The following is a 16,586-nucleotide window of genomic DNA, read 5'->3' on the forward strand; positions in this document are numbered from 1 at the left end:
CACCGTGGTCGCGCTCGCGCTGGACATAGGGGAGACCAGGATCGGCATTGCCGTCTCGAGCCGTGATGGCAAGATGGCAATGCCCGTCAAGGTGCTCCCGGCCGTCGAGGTCACCGGCATGGCCAAGACGTTTCGTTACCTGGTCGAGGACTATGAGCCCGACATCCTGGTAAGCGGACGTCCCCTGACCATGGCCGGCGAGCCCGGCCCCCAGGCCGAGCGTGTTGCCGCCGTGGCGCAAAAGATTGCCGACGAGCTCGATCTTCCGCTGGAGTTTGAGGACGAGCGCCTGTCTTCGCAAGAGGCCAAGCGTATCCTGCGGGAGCAGGGACTCAATGAAAAGCAGATGAGGGGCAAGATCGACATGATCGCCGCCAGCCTGTTCTTGCAGACATGGCTCGATCGCAAAAACGAGGAGGTTTCGCATGTCTAGCGCTTTCGATCCGCGCCAGCCGAATCGTACACGACAGTCTGCGCCACGCCCTGTATCGTCCGGTCAGCGTCCGATGCAACCGACTCAGCGCGCGGCCCAACCCGCCGCACGTTCGCCGCAGCCCTCTTCTTGCCCCACTCAGCCCACTCAGCGTCCAGGCCAGCAACCTGTTCGTCGTCCTGCTCAGCAGTCTGCTGCCCATACAGCCCAGCCCGCGGGCGGTTCCCGCTTTAAGCAGCAGGCTCCTGCCCAGCGCACGAAGGGACAGGCACCGCAATCACGCTCCCACGCACATCATGCTCATGGCTCGCACGGCGTTGCTCCGGCCACGCGCTCGAGCTATAACACGCGCTCTCGCCGTGGTGCCCAAAAGAAAAGCTCCCCGGTGCCTATGATTATCGGTGGCGTCGTCGCCGTGCTTGCGCTTGTCGCGATCGTTTTCTTTGTCGTGCCAGCTGTCAAGGGCTTTTTTGCCGGTGAGGATGCGAAAGTCACCGCTGGCCAGCAGGTTACCGTTACGATTCCCGAGGGCGCCTCGGGCGACACGATCGCCACGATTCTCTCCGAGAACCATATTGTCGAGAATCCCAAGGATTACTACGCGGCGGTCAAAAAGCTCAACGCCGACATGTCGCTCAAGCCCGGCACCTACTCGTTCACGACGCTCATGGACGCGACCAAGGTCGTTCAGCAGCTCATGGAGGGCCCCAATGCGGGCTCCGATGCACTGACTATCCCAGAGGGCCTGACGGTTGACCAGGTCGCCGATCGCGTGGCCCAGGCGTACGACAGTATCTCAAAAGAGGACTTCCTCAACCAGGCGAAGGCCAGCAATTATGTGAACGACTATCCGTTCCTAAAAGGCGCTGCAAACGATTCGCTCGAGGGCTTCCTATTCCCCAAGACCTATTCGTTGGGTAAGGACCCGTCTGCCGATGATGTGATTCGCGCCATGCTCGATCAATTCAACACCGAGTACAAGTCGCTCGATTTTGCCGGTTGCGAGGCCAAAATCAAGGAGCGCTACGGCGTGGAGATGTCTGATTACGACATCATCAATCTCGCTTCCATCGTTGAGCGCGAAGGCCTCAACGCCGAGCAGCGCGCGCATGTCGCCTCGGTGTTCTACAACCGTCTTGCCGGCAAGCTCGATGGTCTGCGCTACCTCAATAGCGATGCGACCATGATGTATGTCACCGGCGGCGAGGTTACCGCCGACGACCTGCAGAGCGATAGCCCGTATAACACCTATAAGCACGAGGGCCTGCCGCCCACGCCCATCTGCTCTCCGTCACTCGAGGCGCTCAAGGCAACCCTTGAGCCCACCGACTCCGATGATCTGTATTTTTACATTACGCAGGACGAGGAGTATTTCTCTCAGACCTACGAAGAGCACCAACAGTCTTGGAATTAAACATGAGGATTTTCAGCCCCAAACGATATGTTGCCTCGGTCGACCGCATCGACCTTGATACCCTGTGGGCCGACGGCAAGCGCGCCATTTTGCTCGACCGCGATAACACCCTGGTGCCGCGTGATACCGAGCAGGTTCCCGCTGCCGTCTCGGCCTGGCTCGACGCCGCTCGTGCCAAGGGCTTTAAGCTGTGCATGGTGTCGAACAACTGGCATCGCGACCAGGTCATGAGCTCAGCACGCGAGCTGGGGCTCGAGGCCATCAGCCATGCCATGAAGCCTGCACCGTTTGCTCTCAAGGCCGGTCTTAAGCGCTTGGGCGCCACGGCCGATGAGGCTGTGCTGATCGGTGACCAGCTGTACACGGACGTGTGGAGCGGTAACTTTGCCGGCGTCGACACGATCTTGGTAAAGCCACAGGCAACTCAGGACCTGTGGTATACGCAGATCTTCCGTATCTTTGAGCGCCGTGCCCTGCGCGACCTTCCCTGCGAGGAATAGGTTTCGTCATGTCCCAGCACACCAAGCACGGCTGCGACCATATCTTCTTTATCGGGTTTTTGGGTGCGGGCAAATCGACGCTTGCACGCAACGTGGGCACGATGTTCAAGCGTCGGTTTATTGATACCGACCGCCTTGTCGTGCGCCGTTGCGGCAAATCGGTAACCGAGATTTTTGAAACCGAGGGCGAGGAGCGCTTTCGCGAGCTCGAGACTTCGGCGCTCCGTTCGCTCCAAAGCGAGCGCAGCCTGTTGGTTTCGTGCGGTGGCGGCATTGTCGAGACGCCGGTCAATATCGAGCTCATGCACCAGATGGGTACCTGTGTGTACCTCGAGGGCGATTTTGAGGATTCGATGCGCCAGATCCGCCGCTCCGACACGCGTCCCGATTTCCGCTCGCCCGAGCACGCGGCGCTGCTCTTTGAGCATCGCCGTCCGTTGTATCGTCAAGCTGCCGATCTTACCCTTGATATTCGCCACAAGTCCTTCGAGGACGTTTCCTACCTTTGTGCCGAGATGCTTTTGGAGCGTGGACTGCTATGATTCGCCGTCAACTTATCAATTTCCAAAACCGCAGTGTCGATGTCCGCGTCGGATTGGGCGCGTTCGAGGAGCTGTCGCGCATGTTTGCCTCGGCTGTGGGCAAACCCAAGCGGGCGATGGTGGTTTGGAACAGCGCCACATCCGAGCGTTTTGGCGAGGTTGTCGAGCATGCGCTGGTCGACGCCGGTTTTGCCGTGTCGCCGCTTGTCCTCGAGGTTTCGCCTGCCGGTGCTACGCTGGCCGATGCCGATACCGTTTTTGGCGCCCTGTCGGCTAACGGCATTACCTGCGACGATCTCGTTGTCGCTGTCGGCGACACGGCGACCTGCTCGGTCGTTTGCTGGTGTGCCAATCAGTGGTGCGGTCGCACCGAGTGCGCCTTGCTGCCGACGACGTTCGACGCCATGCTCACGGTCGCGACGACTATGAAGCCACTCGTCGCCTCGTCGGCGAATGCGCTTCCCGCTATCGCGTTCCGTCCCGAGCCGGGCTTGGTCGTGTGTGACCTCGAACTTGTTCGCGAAGCGGACCCCGAGGACCTCAAGCTCGGTTATGCGGTACTTGTTGGCACCATGCTTTCGAGCAGCAAGTCCCGTTGGAATCAGTTTACTGAGACCGTCCCCGAGATTCTTGTCGGCGAGGAGGTCGCGCTCGTCAATGCCGTTCAGTGGTCCCAGACTGCGCGCAAAGACGTGCTCATGGCCACGAACCCGAGCGCTCGCCATGCGCTCGATTTTGGCAAGACGGGGGAGCGTACCCTGCGCGCCTGCTTGGGCGATGCCGCTTCGCAGGTCCCTGCCTACCAGCTGTTGTCCGAAGGTATGCGCTTTGAGGCGCGCCTAGCACATGATGCCTGCGACTTCGATATCGATTACGTCTTTGAGGTCGATGACTGCCTGGAGGACTTTGGTATCGAGGAGTTTGCCTTCGATCTGGAGCCCGGCGCATATATCGAGGAGTTCCGCAGGCAGCAGTTTATCCGCTCGAACCGCAGTATGTTGCCGCTGCCCGCGGCACTTGGCGCCATTCGTCTCACGAGCGTTGAGGACGAGGTTCTTGAGCGCCATGCTCACGCCTACTTGGCTTCTCGCAAAGAACTTCTCTAAGTTTTATTGACATCCATCGTCTTTCGTATCATGTTGAGGTGCGGGTTTTCAATCGGTTGCGGATCGCGTGCGAATCCGTCTTTCGATTGGGACCCGTCCCGCTTTTATGAGGACAACAAGAAAGGAATCTGCATGTCTGAGTTTGCTGCCGGTCCTGCCGGTCGTATCGAACGCGTCCGTGCCCTGATGGCCGAGCGCGGCTACGACGCCATCGTCGTGCGCGACGAGGCCAATCTCCGTTGGCTCACGGGCGTGAAGGGCGTCTTCGACTATACCTTCGAGTTTCCGCACGCCGCGTTTATTACGGCCGATCAGTGCCTGTTCCACACCGACTCGCGCTATCTCAACAGTTTTGAGGAGAACACGCCCGCCGGCAGCCCCTGGGTCTACGACATGGACGAGGGCACCATCCCCGGCTGGGTCGCCGGCAAGATTGCGGTCAACAAATGCCGCGTCTGCGCCGTCGAGGATGACATGCAGATTAACTTCTACCAGGGTATTCAGCGTGGTCTGGAGGACCGCTCCGTTGCCTGCATGCTGCCGCTGATGCATGACGACATCCGCAAGATGCGTGCCATCAAGGATGCAGAGGAGATCGAGCTCATGCGCCACGCGCAGTCGATCACCGATGCTGCCTTCCAGCACATGCTCGGCTTTATTAAGCCCGGCATGACCGAGAAACAGGTCCGCAACGAGCTCGAGAACTTTATGTTCGCCAACGGCGCCGACAGCCTGGCCTTTGGCTCCATCGTCGCGAGCGGTCCCAACACCGCCAATCCGCATGCCGTCCCGAGCGACCGCGTGATCGAGAAGGGCGACTTTGTCCTCATGGATTACGGTGCGGGCTACTGCGACTACCGCTCCGACATGACGCGCACTGTCGTGATGGGCGAGCCCACCCAGGAGCAGCTCGACCTGTACGCGCTCGTGCGCCGCACCCATGAGGAGTGCGTCGCCGCCATCCATCCGGGCGTCGAGGGCAACGACATTTTCAAGCTTTCCAAGAAGATCATCGGCGATGCCGGCTATGGCGATTACTACAACCATGGTCTGGGCCACGGCGTGGGCATCGACATCCACGAGCTGCCTAACTTCAACCGTAGCAAGAATATCATCGAGGTCGGCTCGGTTATCACCATGGAGCCCGGCGTGTACCTGCCCGGCGTGGGCGGCGTGCGCCTGGAGGACTACGGCGTCGTCACCGAGAACGGCTATGAGCCCTTCACCAAGACCCCGCACGACCTGCATATTATCGATTGCTAAACCATCCATTTGGGTTTTTGGAGGCGGGGCGTCCGGATCGATTCGGGCGTCCCGCGTTCTCTTTTTATGCGCTCGCCGCAGCCGCCGTCTGCAAGTGTATAATTTCGCTCGTATGTAATTTGGACGTTTGTGCGTCTAGCCAATAACAAGAAAGGTCGCTATGCCTACTATCTCTACCGCCGACTTCAAGAACGGCCTCGGTCTCCGCATTAAGGACAAGGTCTACACCATCGTCGAGTTCCAGCACGTCAAGCCGGGCAAGGGCGGCGCTTTCGTGCGCTACAAGACCCGCGACATCAAGAGCGGCCGCGTCGTCGAGAACACCTGCAACGCCGGCACCAAGTTCGAGAGCGTCATGCTCACCACCCGTGAGTTCCAGTACCTCTACAACGACGGCGCCGACTACATCTTCATGGATAACGAGTCCTACGAGCAGGTTCCCGTTCCCGAGGATATGGTGGGCGAGAACGCCAAGTGGCTGCGCGAGAATGACACCTGCCAGCTGCTCTTCGCCGACGACGAGCTCATGGGCGTGACCCCGCCGATGTTCATCGAGACCACCATCGTCCAGACCGACCCGGGCTTCAAGGGCGATACCGTCCAGGGTTCCACCAAGCCGGCCACCATCGACACCGGCGCTGTCATCCAGGTCCCCATGTACCTCAACGAGGGCGAGGTCATTAAGGTTGACACCCGCGACGGCAAGTTCGTCTCCCGCGTCTAGCAACCAACTCTTCTAGGAGGACTCATGCCCCAGGAAATCAAGATTGACGGCATCGGCATTTCGCCCGATGTTCTGACCGCCATCGTCTCGCGCGCCGTCACGGATGTCGAGGGCATCGCCTCCGTGGGCGTCAAGGACCTTGCCACCAACCTTGTCTCCATGATGCTTTCGTCCAAGGCCCCGGCTTCTGAGCCGGCGGTCGAGGCCGAGGTCATCGGCGACAAGCTCGCGCTTACCGTGCGCGTCGTGGTGTTCTTTGGCTATCCGTTCAAGAAACTCGCCGAGGCCGTTCGCGCCGCCGTGGTTGCCGCCATCGACGCCCAGGTGGGCGTCGAGGTCGAGCGCGTTGACGTTTGCATCGACGGCCTCGTTTTCCCCAAGGAGTAACCTTTGAGCCTTAAGGTTTATCGCGGGCGTACGCTTGCCCGCAGTCAGGCGCTGCAGCTGCTGTTCCAGGCCGAGGCCACGGACAGCCCGCTTGAGCGCGTCCTCGAGGGCGATTTCCTGATCTCGAAGGGTCCCCTCGACCCCTATGCGCTGGATCTGTGCCGCGGTGCCTACGAGCACATCGACCGCATCGACTGCGCCCTGCGCTCTGTCGCCAAGAACTGGGATCTTATGCGCATGCCCGGTGCCGACCGCAATCTGCTGCGCATCGCTGTCTATGAAATGCGCTTCCTCACCGACGAGGAGGTTTCGGACGCCATCGTGATTAACGAGGCCGTCGAGCTTGCCAAGGCCTATGGCACCGACCAGTCTGCGTCGTTTGTCAACGGCGTGCTGGGCAAGATCGCTCGTAGCGAGGAGCTGCCGGGCGAGGATTTGTATCAGGAGCTGCTGGCCGAGGACCGTGCCCGCGAGGAGGCCCAGGCTGCTGAGGCTGCCGCCAAGGTTGCCGCCGCTCAGGCTGCGGCCGGCGTTCTCGACGAGGATGCCGAGGCCGCCGAGGCCGAGACCGGTACCGTCGAGGAGTAGCCATGCCAGAGGGTTCCGTCCGCAACTTCGACGAGATCTCGGACCGCTTGGACCAGATTATTGCGACCGTTCGCTCCAAGGATACGTCCCTGGAGCGTTCGCTCGATCTGTTTGATGAGGCGATTGAGCTGGGCTCCCGTGCGGTCGATATGGTCGACAAGTTTGAGCTGACGCCTCGTGAGGCCGATAAGCTCGAGCAGGAATACGATGAGGATGCGGCAAACGAATCCCACGATAGCCAGGCCGCGTCCCCGGATACGAATGGTTGATGGCATTCATGAAACGTGTGCGTCTCGATGACGAACTGATTTCACAGGGCATCTGCGCCGATCGAGCGGATGCCCTTCGCACTCTTATGGCCGGCTTGGTCTCGAGTGGCGGCGAGCGTTTGACCTCGCCGGGCCTTAAGGTGACGCCCGGTCTGCCCCTGCACGTGAAGGGCCGTATTCCCTACGTGGGGCGCGGCGGGCTCAAGCTCGAGGGAGCGCTCAATGCGTTTGGGATTGATCCGACGGACCTTGCTTGCCTCGATGTGGGCTGTTCTACGGGTGGCTTTACCGATTGCCTGCTCAAGCGCGGCGCCGCTACGGTCGTTTCGGTCGATGTGGGTCGCGCCCAGTTTGATTGGTCGCTGCGCCAAGACGATCGCGTGACGCTCCATGAACGCACTAACGTCACGCAGCTGCCCGAGCTTGGCTACGGCAGCGCTATCGACTTGGCCGTGTGCGATGTGTCGTTTACGAGCATAGCGAATATCATCGATGCCGTGCTGGCGTGCCTGAAGCCTTCGGGTTCGTTCTGCACACTCGTAAAACCCCAGTTTGAGGCACCGGCTGCGCTGGTGGGCGAGGGCGGTATTGTGACAGACCCCGCTGTCCGCTGCGATACACTCGTGGCAGCGATTGAGCTTTTTGCCGCCAAGAGCCTGTTCCCGCTCGACGTGTGCGTGTCGCCCATCCATGGCGCCAAGGGCAACGTTGAGTTTTTCCTGTACGGCACGAGGTTTGCCCCCGGCGAGCGCACCGACGATGAGCTGCAATCCCAGGTATCGGTTTTGAGCGAGAAAGCTGCAACGCTATGAAGGTCTTTCTGGTTCCCAATTTCTACAAACAAGAAGCGGTCGAGAGCGGCCTGATGCTTGAGCTTTGGCTTTCGCGCCAGGGCTACGAGGTCGCATGGGCTGCCGACCAGCGCTCCAAGATCCAGAGTGCGCCCGATGTTGACGATGCCGACCTGGTCATTACGCTCGGCGGCGACGGTACGCTGCTGCGTGCCGCCCGTATTCTTAACTACCGTGAGATTCCCATTTTGGGTCTTTCTTATGGTCATTTGGGGTTTTTGACGGCCGCGAGCCCCGAGGAGCGCGACATTTTGCAGGTCGTGAGCGATGCCCTGTCCGGTGAGCTCCATGTGAGCCGTCGCGCCACCATCGCCGCCGATATCGTTTCGGTGCGCGAAGACGGTACGAAGGATGCCGTGCGCACGTTCGCTCTCAACGACATGGCGCTTACGCGCGGGCCCCTGTCCGATATGGTCGAGTTCGACATCACGGTGTCCGGCCATCATATCGACCGCCTGCGCGGTGACGGTGTCGTCGTTTCGACGGCGACCGGCTCCACCGGCTACGCGCTATCCGCTGGCGGCCCCATCGTCAGTCCCGATTACACGGGCATGGTCTGCGTGCCCATCGCTCCACATACCATTCAGGCTCGCGCCTTTTTGACCTCGCCGAGCGATGTCGTCGAGATCTTTATGTCCGATGATCGTCCGAGCGTGCCGGCGATTGCCATCGATGGACAGTTTATTACCTGCGATGGCACGGTCGAGAGCGTGGCTGTGCGTCGCGGTCCCGGAGATGTGCTGCTGCTGGATTACGGCCCCGAGAGCTTCTATAACTCGGTGAGCCGCGTGTTCTACGGAGTGCGTCATGATCGATGAACTGCAGGTTTCCAACATTGCACTCATTCGCGAGGCGACGTTGGTTCCGAGTGCAGGCCTAACAGTTCTGACCGGAGAAACCGGCGCCGGTAAGACCGCGCTGCTCTCGGCGCTCAAGCTCATTTTGGGTGAGCGCGCGGATTCGTCGACGGTGCGCGAGGGCGAGGCGGTTGCCAGCGTCGAGGCGCGCCTGTTTGACGGCCCGCACGACACGGAGGGCTTCACCGTGCAGCGCAGCCTTTCTGCCGAGGGCCGCAGCCGTGTAAAAATTGACGGCCGCATCGCCAGCGTGCGCGAACTTTCGGATCGCGTCGGCGTGATGATGGATCTTTGCGGTCAGCACGAGCACCAGCGCCTGCTCGAGCCGGCGCATCATGTTGCCATGGTCGATGCCTGGGCAGGACGCCCGGCACTTGAGGCGCTCGAGCACTACCGTGCTTGCTTTAAGGCATCGCGCGCGGCCGCCAAGGAGGTCCGTCGCGTCGAAGAGACCTCGCGTGCGCAGGGGAGTCGCGTTGAGGAGGCGCGCTTCGCCCTGGAGCGCATCGCCGAGGTCGACCCCAAGCCGGGTGAGTATGAGGAGCTCGAGGAGCTGCTGCCGCGTTCCGAGCATGCCGAGGTGCTCGTCGCCACGGCCAATGATGCCCATGCTTCGCTTGCAGCCGAAGGGGGAGCGCTCGATGCCGTGAACAGCGCCGTAGCAGATCTTTCCCGTATGGCGACCGTCGATCGCAAGCTGGGCGATATCGCCGATGCGCTTTCGGATGCTTGCATCTCTCTTGAGGATTGTGCCAATGAGTTGCGCGCCTATCGCGATGGGGTTGCGTTTGACCCTCGTGAGCTTGCTCGCATGCGCGAGCGCTATTCCGATCTTAAGGGGCTTCTGAGACAGTGGGGTCCCACCATGGACGATGTCTTTGCCATGCGTGATCGCTCACAAGAGCTGCTTTCCCTGGTCGATGATGGCGATGAGCAGATCAAGAAGGCACGCGAGGCACTCGGGAGCGCCGAACGCGAGCTTTTTGCTGCTGCCAAGGCGCTTAAACGCGCGCGGAATACGGCAGCCCCGCGCTTTTGCCACGAGGTCGGCCGTCAGATGGCGCGCCTGGAGATGGGCAGCGCCGAGCTCGTTTGGGAGTCGCGCGATCTTCCGCGTGCCGAATGGACGCCGGCGGGGCCTTCGAGCTATGAGCTTTTATATCGCAGCGGTGCCGGATTGACGCCGCGCCCCCTGCGCCGCATTGCGTCGGGCGGCGAGCTGAGCCGCGTCATGCTGGCGAGCAAGGCCGTCCTCGGCAACGCAGATGGCGTGGATACGCTGGTGTTCGACGAGGTCGATGCAGGTGTCGGCGGCTCTACCGCACGTGCCCTCGCGAGCGTGCTGGCAGATCTCGCCGCTACGCATCAGGTGATTGTCGTAACCCACCTGGCGCAGGTCGCCGTCATGGCCGATAAGCACTACGTGGTAAGTAAAGAGCCCGGCGACGTTCCCCAGACGCATCTGGATGAGGTGGCCGGGGACGCCCGCATCGCAGAGATCGCCCGCATGCTGAGCGGCGATCAATCGGAGGCAAGCCTGGCACACGCCATGCAGATGCTGGAAGAGGCTCGAGGCTAGAACGAGCCGACAGTGTTGGCGGGGACAAAATATCAGCAATTGTTGCACCGCCACTTGCTTGTCTGGCCCGACCGTCAAAAACTATGCCGGTTTACTACGATGAATCGGCGTAGCTCGAGCACAGCTAAAATTGTAAAAAGAAAACCGCAGGTAGAACCCCTGCGGTTTTCTTTTAAAACACGATGTGGTCGCGTATTCCGATTTCATCGTAGTAAACCGGCATAGTTTTATCGGAACGGTACATAACGACCCCTGATAAAACCTACTCCACGACCTTATCCGGCTGGATGAGCTCCTCGTAGTAGCTGATATGCTCGCGGGCGTCTTCAATCTCGGGCAGCAGGAAGTTATAGATAACCTCGATGATCATCGTGGCGCTCATCTTGGAGAACGCAAAGTCACCCGTGGTGAGCAGCGCCTCGTGGTTCACGGTATTAAAGGTGTAGTCGGCCAGGCGAGCAAGCGGAGACTTGCTGTCGCTGCTAATGACGACTACGGTAGCTCCGCAGTCGCGAGCCGCCTTTGCCATGCGATTGAGTCGACGCGACTTGCCGGAGTTCGAGATCAGCACGATGACATCGCCCGGGCGCAATGTGAGCGCAAAGCCAATCGAGGTCTCGCTGATAGTGCTTGCCATGCAGCGAAGGCCCAGCTGAGAGAACTTAAACGTCGCGTCGAGCGCGACGGCATTGGTGTTGCCTACGGCTGCAAACTCGATAGCCCCTGCGTTCTTAAACGCGCGCACGACGGCTGCCAGTGTGTCGTGATCAATGCCATCGATGGTCGCATTGAGCTCGCTGACCTTGGCGGCGAGGATATTCTTGAGGCTCTGTTCCATATTGTCGAGCGATACCTCGTCGGTGAGTCCTTCATTGCGCTGGCTCTCCAGATCGCGCGCCAGCGAAAACTGGAAACTGCGAAAGCTGCCAAAACCCAGTTTGCGGCAGAAGCGCGAGACGGTTGCCTCGGAGGTTGCGGCGGCGCGCGAGAGCTGGGCGGCTGTCAGACGCGGTGCCTCGGACTGGTGCTCTAGGATATAGTCGACAATGCGCTGCTCGGACTCGCTGTATCCCTTGTGCGTACTAATAAGGGAGAGTGCGCTCTTGCTGCTATCGGACATGGGATGGCTCCTGGCTGGCATAAAAATCGGACTTGTTTCGTAATGTCGTAGTATAAGGGCATTTTCAATTACAAGATACACCTTGCCGTTTCAATAGTTGATGGTAAACTTTCATCGACCGTTTACGGTAATGAAAGAACCTTTCACCGGAGAAATGAGCTGTATTACTTCTCGTACAAGCGGTGGCTTGGTATCTTTCAGATGTGGAAAAGCGCGCAAGGACGCGCGTGTAGGGGAGCGCCTGCGGGCGCAAAACTTAAAAAGGAGGGACACATGGCTAAGTTTGACATCATCGCCGCCACCGGTTGCCCGACCGGCATCGCGCACACCTTCATGGCGAAGGAGGCGCTGGAGAAGGCAGCTGCCGAGCGCGGTCTGACCATTAAGGTCGAGACCCATGGCCAGGTCGGTGTCGAGAACGAGCTCACCAAGGGCGAGATCGCTGGCGCCAAGGCCGTCGTTGTCGCAGCTGATAAGGATGTCCAGGCGGAGCGTTTCGCCGGTAAGCCCATGGTTTCCGTTGGTGTTTCCAAGGCCCTGTCCGTCGAGGCTGCCGGCAAGCTGATCGACCGCGCACTCGCCGCCAAGGGCGACGACACGGTTGCGGCTGCTGCCGATGTCGAGGATGAGGTCGAGGAGAAGGAGTCCATCGGCCACATCATCTATAAGCACCTCATGAACGGCGTCAGCCACATGCTGGTCTTCGTCGTTGCCGGTGGTGTTCTGACCGCCGTTTCGTTCCTGTGGGGCATCACGTCCTTCGATTCGACGGCGGCCGACTACAACAGCTTCGCCGCTATGCTCAAGATTATCGGCGGCATCGCCATGAACCTCATGGTTCCCGTGCTTTCCGCCTACATCGCCGAGTCCATCGGCAAGCGCCCGGCACTCGTCCCCGGCTTCGTCGCCGGTATGATCGCCATCCAGGGTCTGCCTGTCGTCGAGGGACCCGACGGTACCATGCTCATTGACGCCGGCGGCACCGGTGTGGGCTTCGGCTTCCTGGGCGGCATCGTCGGCGGCTTCCTCGCTGGCTATGTCATCTTGCTGCTCGAGAAGGTCTTTGCCGGTCTGCCCAAGAACCTGGACGGTCTCAAGGCTATCTTCCTGTACCCGCTGTTCTCCACGCTGATTGTCGGTCTCGTGATGCTCGGCATCTCCGGCCCCATGGCTGCCATTAACACCGCCATGATGGACTTCCTCAAGGGTCTGTCTGCCTCCGGCGCTGTTGTCCTGGGTCTTGCTATCGGCTGCATGTGCGCCTTTGACATGGGCGGCCCGGTTAACAAGGCTGCTTACGTCACCGGTACCGCCATGCTCACCGAGGCCCTGGCAGCTGGTGTTGGCACCGACACCTACAACTTCGGCACCAACTTCATGGCTGCCGTCTCCGCCGCTTGCATCGTTCCGCCGCTGATCACCACCTTCGCCGTCATCGTCGGCAAGAAGTACTTCAGCCAGGAGGATCATGACGCCGGTGTCGTCAACCTCATCCTTGGTTGCACCCACATCACCGAGGGCGCCATTCCGTTCATGACCAAGAACATCTGGCCCGTCATGCCCATCATGATGCTCGGTTCCTCCATCGCCTCGATCCTGACCATTATGTTCAACGTCCACGATCCGGCGCCCCACGGTGGCTTCCTGGTCCTGCCCGTTGTCGAGAACGGTCCGCTGTGGGTCCTCGCGATCCTCATCGGCGCCGTGGTCGGTGGCATCCTGTTCGTCGCCTTCAAGAAGTATGACTTCGAGAAGAACCAGAAGTCCGCTCCTGCCGCTCCCGCCAAGTCGGTTGAGGCCCCCAAGGCCGCTGCCGTCGAGGCCCCCAAGGCCGAGGCTGCCGACTTCGTGAAGGTCGAGAACGTCTTTGTCGCCGAGGACTTCGCTTCTCGTGACGAGGCTCTGAGCTTTGTCTCCAACCAGGCCGTCAAGGCCGGTATCGCCGGCGACGCCGACGCCGTGATGAACGCCTTCCTGGCCCGCGAGGCCGAGGGTACTACGGGCATGATGGAGGGCTTTGCCATCCCGCATGCCAAGTCCGATGCCATTTCCGAGGCCGCCGTCATCGTCGTCAAGGACGAGTCCGGCGTAACCGGTTGGGACACCATGGATGGCGCTCCCGTCAACGTGGCTATCGCCCTGCTTATTCCCGGTGCCCAGGCCGGCACCACGCACCTCAAGATCCTGTCCAAGGTCGCCGAGGCGCTTATGGACGAGGGCTTCCGTGCCACCGTCAAGGGTTCCACCGACGCCGCCGAGATCGCCAAGACGATCAACGCCCGTCTGGTCTAATCTCGCATCTCGCGAATAACATCGCCCCTTGTATATAAGGCGGGGACTCCACCAGGAGTCCCCGCCTTTTTCTACCCTTCCCACAAGTTGCGGTGAAATAGGGACTGTTTAAACGATTCAACCCCAAATTCAATCCATATTATCACCGCAAGTTAGAAGAAGGGGATAGCGCGGCCTGTCTATCGGATCGTCCGTGCGGATAAATATTCAGCCAGAATTCCGTTCTCACGATATTACTCTGGACCGACCAAGTTTCCGCAGCTTGCCTGCCGGGCGGGGCGGTTAAGTTTGTCGCGAGTTCCGCACGCAAAGGAAAGCACTTAATGTGCTTTCCGTCATGCGCAGGACTGTAGAGCAGCAAACTTAACCGCCTCGCCCGGCAGGCAAGCGGCCAGCAACGACATCCGTCCAATAATTCGTGCGAAACACAATGAAAAACAGTTTGATGTGAGTTAATATAAACAACGTCGTGAATATGGCTCCTGTCGCATGGCTGACAGGGGTTAAACACAAAAAGGAGTCAATTATGGTTTCTGAGAAGGCTACCCTCGTTAATCCTCAGGGTCTTCACATGCGTCCGGCTGGCCTCTTCGCCTCCACCATGGGCAAGTACGCCTGCGACGTGACGGTCGTCACCCCCGAGAAGGAGGTCAACGGCAAGTCCCCGATGGCCCTCATGGCTGCTGGTATCCCCTGCGGCACCGAGGTCGAGGTCAAGTGCGACGGCGCTGACGAGGCCGAGGCTCTGGCTGCTGCCATCGAGCTTATCAAGAGCGGTCTTGGCGAGTAGAACTCAAACGGGTCGCATGTTGAACAACTAAGTTCATATTTGGGGGCGCAGTGACCTGTTTTAAGGTAACTGCGCTCTTTTGTCATGGATATGGCAAAACGCTTTATCACATGACACGGAGAGAGGAATGGGAATGTATCAGGGAGTCAACGCTTCCGAGGGCATCGGTATCGGCACCGTTATGGTCGCCGTCGATCCCGACTTGACGTTTGAGCCGCACCAGGTTGCTGATTCGGCAGCAGAGAAGGAGCGCTATCAGTCCGCTCTTTCGGTCTTCTGCGAGAAGACCCAGGCTCAGGCCGACCACATGAAGGAGACGGTGGGCGAGGCCGAGGCCGAGATCATGAGCGGACACATCGTCCTGGCTCAGGACCCGGGCATGACCGACGCCATCAACGCCGCCATTGACGGCGGCACCTGCGCCGAGCAGGCGCTCATGGACACCTCGACCATGTTCGAGAACATGTTCCTGTCCATGGACGACGAGATGTTCCGTCTGCGCGCGGCCGATATCGCCGACATCCGCACCGGTATTCTGGCCGAGCTGCTGGGCAAGGAGGTCGTCGACCTTTCCGTCCTGCCCGAGAACACCGTCGTTGTCGTGCACGACCTTACGCCGTCCATGACCGCCACGATCGATAAGGCCCACGTTGCCGGTATCGTCACCGAGACCGGTGGCCGTACGTCGCACTCCGCGATTATCGCGCGCGCCCTCGAGATCCCGGCTGTCCTTTCGGTTTCCAACAGCTGCACCGCACTGCGCAACGGCATGACCGTTGTCGTCGACGGTGGCAAGGGCATCGTCGAGGCCGATCCCGACGAGGAGACGCTCGCCGCCTACACCGCCAAGGCCGAGGCCTTCGCTGCCGAGAAGGCAGCCCTCGAGGCCTTCCGCGGCAAGCCTTCTGTGACTGCCGATGGCATCAAGAAGATCATTGCCTGCAACATCGGTAACCCCGATGACGTGCCCAACGCGCTCGATCACGACGCCGAGGCTATCGGTCTGTTCCGCTCCGAGTTCCTGTTCATGGACTCTGCTGAGCTTCCTTCCGAGGAGGAGCAGTTCAACGCCTATCGCAAGGTTGCCAGTGCGCTCAAGGGCGCTCCCGTCATCATCCGCACGCTCGATGTGGGTGGCGACAAGGAGATTCCGTATCTGCACATGGTCAAGGAAGACAACCCCTTCATGGGCTTCCGCGCCGTGCGTTACTGCCTGGCAAATCCCGATCAGTACAAGGTCCAGCTCCGCGCCCTGCTGCGCGCCAGCGCCTTCGGTGACGTCAAGATCATGATCCCGCTCGTCACCTGCGTCGAGGAGGTCATGGCTGTCAAGGAGCTCGTCGAGCAGTGCAAGGCCGAGCTGACCGAAGAGGGTCGCAAGTTCAACGAGAACATCGAGGTCGGCATCATGGTCGAGACGCCCGCCGCTTCGCTGCTCGCTGACCGTCTTGCCGAGGTCGCCGACTTCTTCTCCATCGGCACCAACGACCTGATCGGCTACACCATGTGCGCCGACCGTGGCAACGACACCATCTCCAACCTGTACCAGGTGTACTATCCCGCCGTGCTCCGCTCGCTCAAGAACATCATCGAGAGCGGCGTGAAGGCCGGCATCATGGTCGGTATGTGCGGCGAGGCCGCTGCCGATCCGCTGCTCGAGCCGTTGCTGATCAGCTGGGGCCTGGAGGAGTTCTCGATGAGCGCTCCGTCGATCCTGCGCGCCCGCAAGACCATCAGCCAGTGGACCAAGGCCGAGTGCGACGAGCTCGCCGAGAAGGCACTCGCCTGCAACACTGCCGCCGAGGTCAAGGCGCTGCTCGAGTCCGCAGCTCGCTAATTTGGTATCAGAGGTAACCGCGTGGTTGGAATGG

17 protein-coding genes are annotated in these 16,586 nt (G+C 60.3%); 16 read left to right on the plus strand and 1 reads right to left on the minus strand.

From position 1 onward, the window contains the following. The first annotated feature begins 4 nt into the window (after nt 1–4). The 13 genes from ruvX to OGM60_05015 all read left to right on the plus strand — a co-directional run bounded on the left by ruvX (nt 5) and on the right by OGM60_05015 (nt 10,513). Nucleotides 5–433, plus strand: a complete 429-nt coding sequence (gene ruvX, locus OGM60_04955) for a Holliday junction resolvase RuvX (protein UYI98262.1) — start codon at nt 5–7, stop codon at nt 431–433. A gap of 391 nt (nt 434–824) precedes the next feature. Continuing rightward, nucleotides 825–1,847: an endolytic transglycosylase MltG gene (gene mltG / locus OGM60_04960; GenBank protein UYJ00155.1), complete on the plus strand. Its 1,023-nt coding sequence runs from the start codon at nt 825–827 to the stop codon at nt 1,845–1,847. Between the two features lie 2 nt (nt 1,848–1,849). Further along, the gene (locus tag OGM60_04965) at nt 1,850–2,347 is read left to right on the plus strand and encodes a YqeG family HAD IIIA-type phosphatase (protein UYI98263.1); all 498 of its coding nucleotides are present in this window, start codon (nt 1,850–1,852) and stop codon (nt 2,345–2,347) included. Between the two features lie 8 nt (nt 2,348–2,355). After that, entirely contained in the window at nt 2,356–2,889 is a 534-nt protein-coding gene (locus OGM60_04970) for a shikimate kinase (GenBank protein ID UYI98264.1), read from the plus strand. Then, nucleotides 2,886–3,995, plus strand: coding sequence for a hypothetical protein (locus OGM60_04975; GenBank protein UYI98265.1), 1,110 nt, complete (start codon nt 2,886–2,888; stop codon nt 3,993–3,995). The genes OGM60_04970 and OGM60_04975 overlap by 4 nt, the downstream gene beginning before the upstream one ends. 132 nt (nt 3,996–4,127) lie before the next feature. Beyond that, complete coding sequence (locus OGM60_04980; protein ID UYI98266.1) at nt 4,128–5,258, plus strand: Xaa-Pro peptidase family protein; 1,131 nt, start codon at nt 4,128–4,130, stop codon at nt 5,256–5,258. Between the two features lie 160 nt (nt 5,259–5,418). Next, nucleotides 5,419–5,982, plus strand: a complete 564-nt coding sequence (gene efp, locus OGM60_04985; GenBank protein UYI98267.1) for an elongation factor P — start codon at nt 5,419–5,421, stop codon at nt 5,980–5,982. Nucleotides 5,983–6,006: 24 nt separating this feature from the next. Next, nucleotides 6,007–6,369 carry an Asp23/Gls24 family envelope stress response protein gene (locus OGM60_04990; GenBank protein UYI98268.1) on the plus strand — a complete coding sequence of 121 codons (363 nt, stop codon included), beginning with the start codon at nt 6,007–6,009 and terminating at the stop codon, nt 6,367–6,369. 3 nt (nt 6,370–6,372) lie between these two features. Further along, nucleotides 6,373–6,957 (plus strand): transcription antitermination factor NusB, encoded by a 585-nt coding sequence (gene nusB, locus OGM60_04995; protein ID UYI98269.1) that lies wholly within the window; start codon nt 6,373–6,375, stop codon nt 6,955–6,957. A 2-nt stretch (nt 6,958–6,959) separates the two neighbouring features. After that, nucleotides 6,960–7,226, plus strand: a complete 267-nt coding sequence (locus OGM60_05000; protein UYI98270.1) for an exodeoxyribonuclease VII small subunit — start codon at nt 6,960–6,962, stop codon at nt 7,224–7,226. A gap of 8 nt (nt 7,227–7,234) precedes the next feature. Beyond that, complete coding sequence (locus tag OGM60_05005; protein ID UYJ00156.1) at nt 7,235–8,038, plus strand: TlyA family RNA methyltransferase; 804 nt, start codon at nt 7,235–7,237, stop codon at nt 8,036–8,038. Next, on the plus strand, nt 8,035–8,895 hold the full coding sequence (locus tag OGM60_05010) for an NAD(+)/NADH kinase (GenBank protein ID UYI98271.1): 861 nt from the start codon (nt 8,035–8,037) through the stop codon (nt 8,893–8,895). The genes OGM60_05005 and OGM60_05010 overlap by 4 nt, the downstream gene beginning before the upstream one ends. Next, nucleotides 8,885–10,513, plus strand: a complete 1,629-nt coding sequence (locus OGM60_05015) for a DNA repair protein RecN (GenBank protein UYI98272.1) — start codon at nt 8,885–8,887, stop codon at nt 10,511–10,513. The genes OGM60_05010 and OGM60_05015 overlap by 11 nt, the downstream gene beginning before the upstream one ends. Nucleotides 10,514–10,775: 262 nt before the next feature. Here the strand turns inward: OGM60_05015 and OGM60_05020 are convergent, their stop codons facing one another. Beyond that, on the minus strand, nt 10,776–11,633 hold the full coding sequence (locus OGM60_05020) for a MurR/RpiR family transcriptional regulator (GenBank protein UYI98273.1): 858 nt from the start codon (nt 11,631–11,633) through the stop codon (nt 10,776–10,778). 273 nt (nt 11,634–11,906) lie between these two features. On the opposite strand from OGM60_05020, the gene OGM60_05025 reads away from it, so the two are divergent. The 3 genes from OGM60_05025 (at nt 11,907) to ptsP (ending at nt 16,552) form a co-directional block, all read left to right on the plus strand. After that, nucleotides 11,907–13,925, plus strand: a complete 2,019-nt coding sequence (locus OGM60_05025) for a fructose-specific PTS transporter subunit EIIC (GenBank protein UYI98274.1) — start codon at nt 11,907–11,909, stop codon at nt 13,923–13,925. Nucleotides 13,926–14,451: 526 nt separating this feature from the next. After that, nucleotides 14,452–14,715, plus strand: a complete 264-nt coding sequence (locus OGM60_05030; protein ID UYI98275.1) for an HPr family phosphocarrier protein — start codon at nt 14,452–14,454, stop codon at nt 14,713–14,715. A 133-nt stretch (nt 14,716–14,848) separates the two neighbouring features. After that, nucleotides 14,849–16,552: a phosphoenolpyruvate--protein phosphotransferase gene (ptsP, locus tag OGM60_05035; GenBank protein ID UYJ00157.1), complete on the plus strand. Its 1,704-nt coding sequence runs from the start codon at nt 14,849–14,851 to the stop codon at nt 16,550–16,552. Nucleotides 16,553–16,586: the final 34 nt, after the last annotated feature.

The organism is Coriobacteriaceae bacterium, from assembly GCA_025757745.1.
Taxonomy (GTDB): Bacteria; Actinomycetota; Coriobacteriia; order Coriobacteriales; family Coriobacteriaceae; genus Collinsella.

Excerpts from the sequence above, each read along its gene's own strand:
- OGM60_05025 (UYI98274.1), top strand. The coding sequence starts at position 11,907 with ATGGCTAAGTTTGACATCATCGCCGCCACCGGTTGCCCGACCGGCATC.
- OGM60_04990 (UYI98268.1), top strand. The coding sequence starts at position 6,007 with ATGCCCCAGGAAATCAAGATTGACGGCATCGGCATTTCGCCCGATGTT.
- OGM60_04970 (UYI98264.1), top strand. The coding sequence starts at position 2,356 with ATGTCCCAGCACACCAAGCACGGCTGCGACCATATCTTCTTTATCGGG.
- OGM60_04975 (UYI98265.1), top strand. The coding sequence starts at position 2,886 with ATGATTCGCCGTCAACTTATCAATTTCCAAAACCGCAGTGTCGATGTC.
- OGM60_05005 (UYJ00156.1), top strand. The coding sequence starts at position 7,235 with ATGAAACGTGTGCGTCTCGATGACGAACTGATTTCACAGGGCATCTGC.
- OGM60_05030 (UYI98275.1), top strand. The coding sequence starts at position 14,452 with ATGGTTTCTGAGAAGGCTACCCTCGTTAATCCTCAGGGTCTTCACATG.
- ptsP (UYJ00157.1), top strand. The coding sequence starts at position 14,849 with ATGTATCAGGGAGTCAACGCTTCCGAGGGCATCGGTATCGGCACCGTT.
- OGM60_04980 (UYI98266.1), top strand. The coding sequence starts at position 4,128 with ATGTCTGAGTTTGCTGCCGGTCCTGCCGGTCGTATCGAACGCGTCCGT.
- efp (UYI98267.1), top strand. The coding sequence starts at position 5,419 with ATGCCTACTATCTCTACCGCCGACTTCAAGAACGGCCTCGGTCTCCGC.
- mltG (UYJ00155.1), top strand. The coding sequence starts at position 825 with ATGATTATCGGTGGCGTCGTCGCCGTGCTTGCGCTTGTCGCGATCGTT.
- OGM60_05010 (UYI98271.1), top strand. The coding sequence starts at position 8,035 with ATGAAGGTCTTTCTGGTTCCCAATTTCTACAAACAAGAAGCGGTCGAG.
- OGM60_04965 (UYI98263.1), top strand. The coding sequence starts at position 1,850 with ATGAGGATTTTCAGCCCCAAACGATATGTTGCCTCGGTCGACCGCATC.
- OGM60_05000 (UYI98270.1), top strand. The coding sequence starts at position 6,960 with ATGCCAGAGGGTTCCGTCCGCAACTTCGACGAGATCTCGGACCGCTTG.
- OGM60_05015 (UYI98272.1), top strand. The coding sequence starts at position 8,885 with ATGATCGATGAACTGCAGGTTTCCAACATTGCACTCATTCGCGAGGCG.
- OGM60_05020 (UYI98273.1), bottom strand. The coding sequence starts at position 11,633 with ATGTCCGATAGCAGCAAGAGCGCACTCTCCCTTATTAGTACGCACAAG.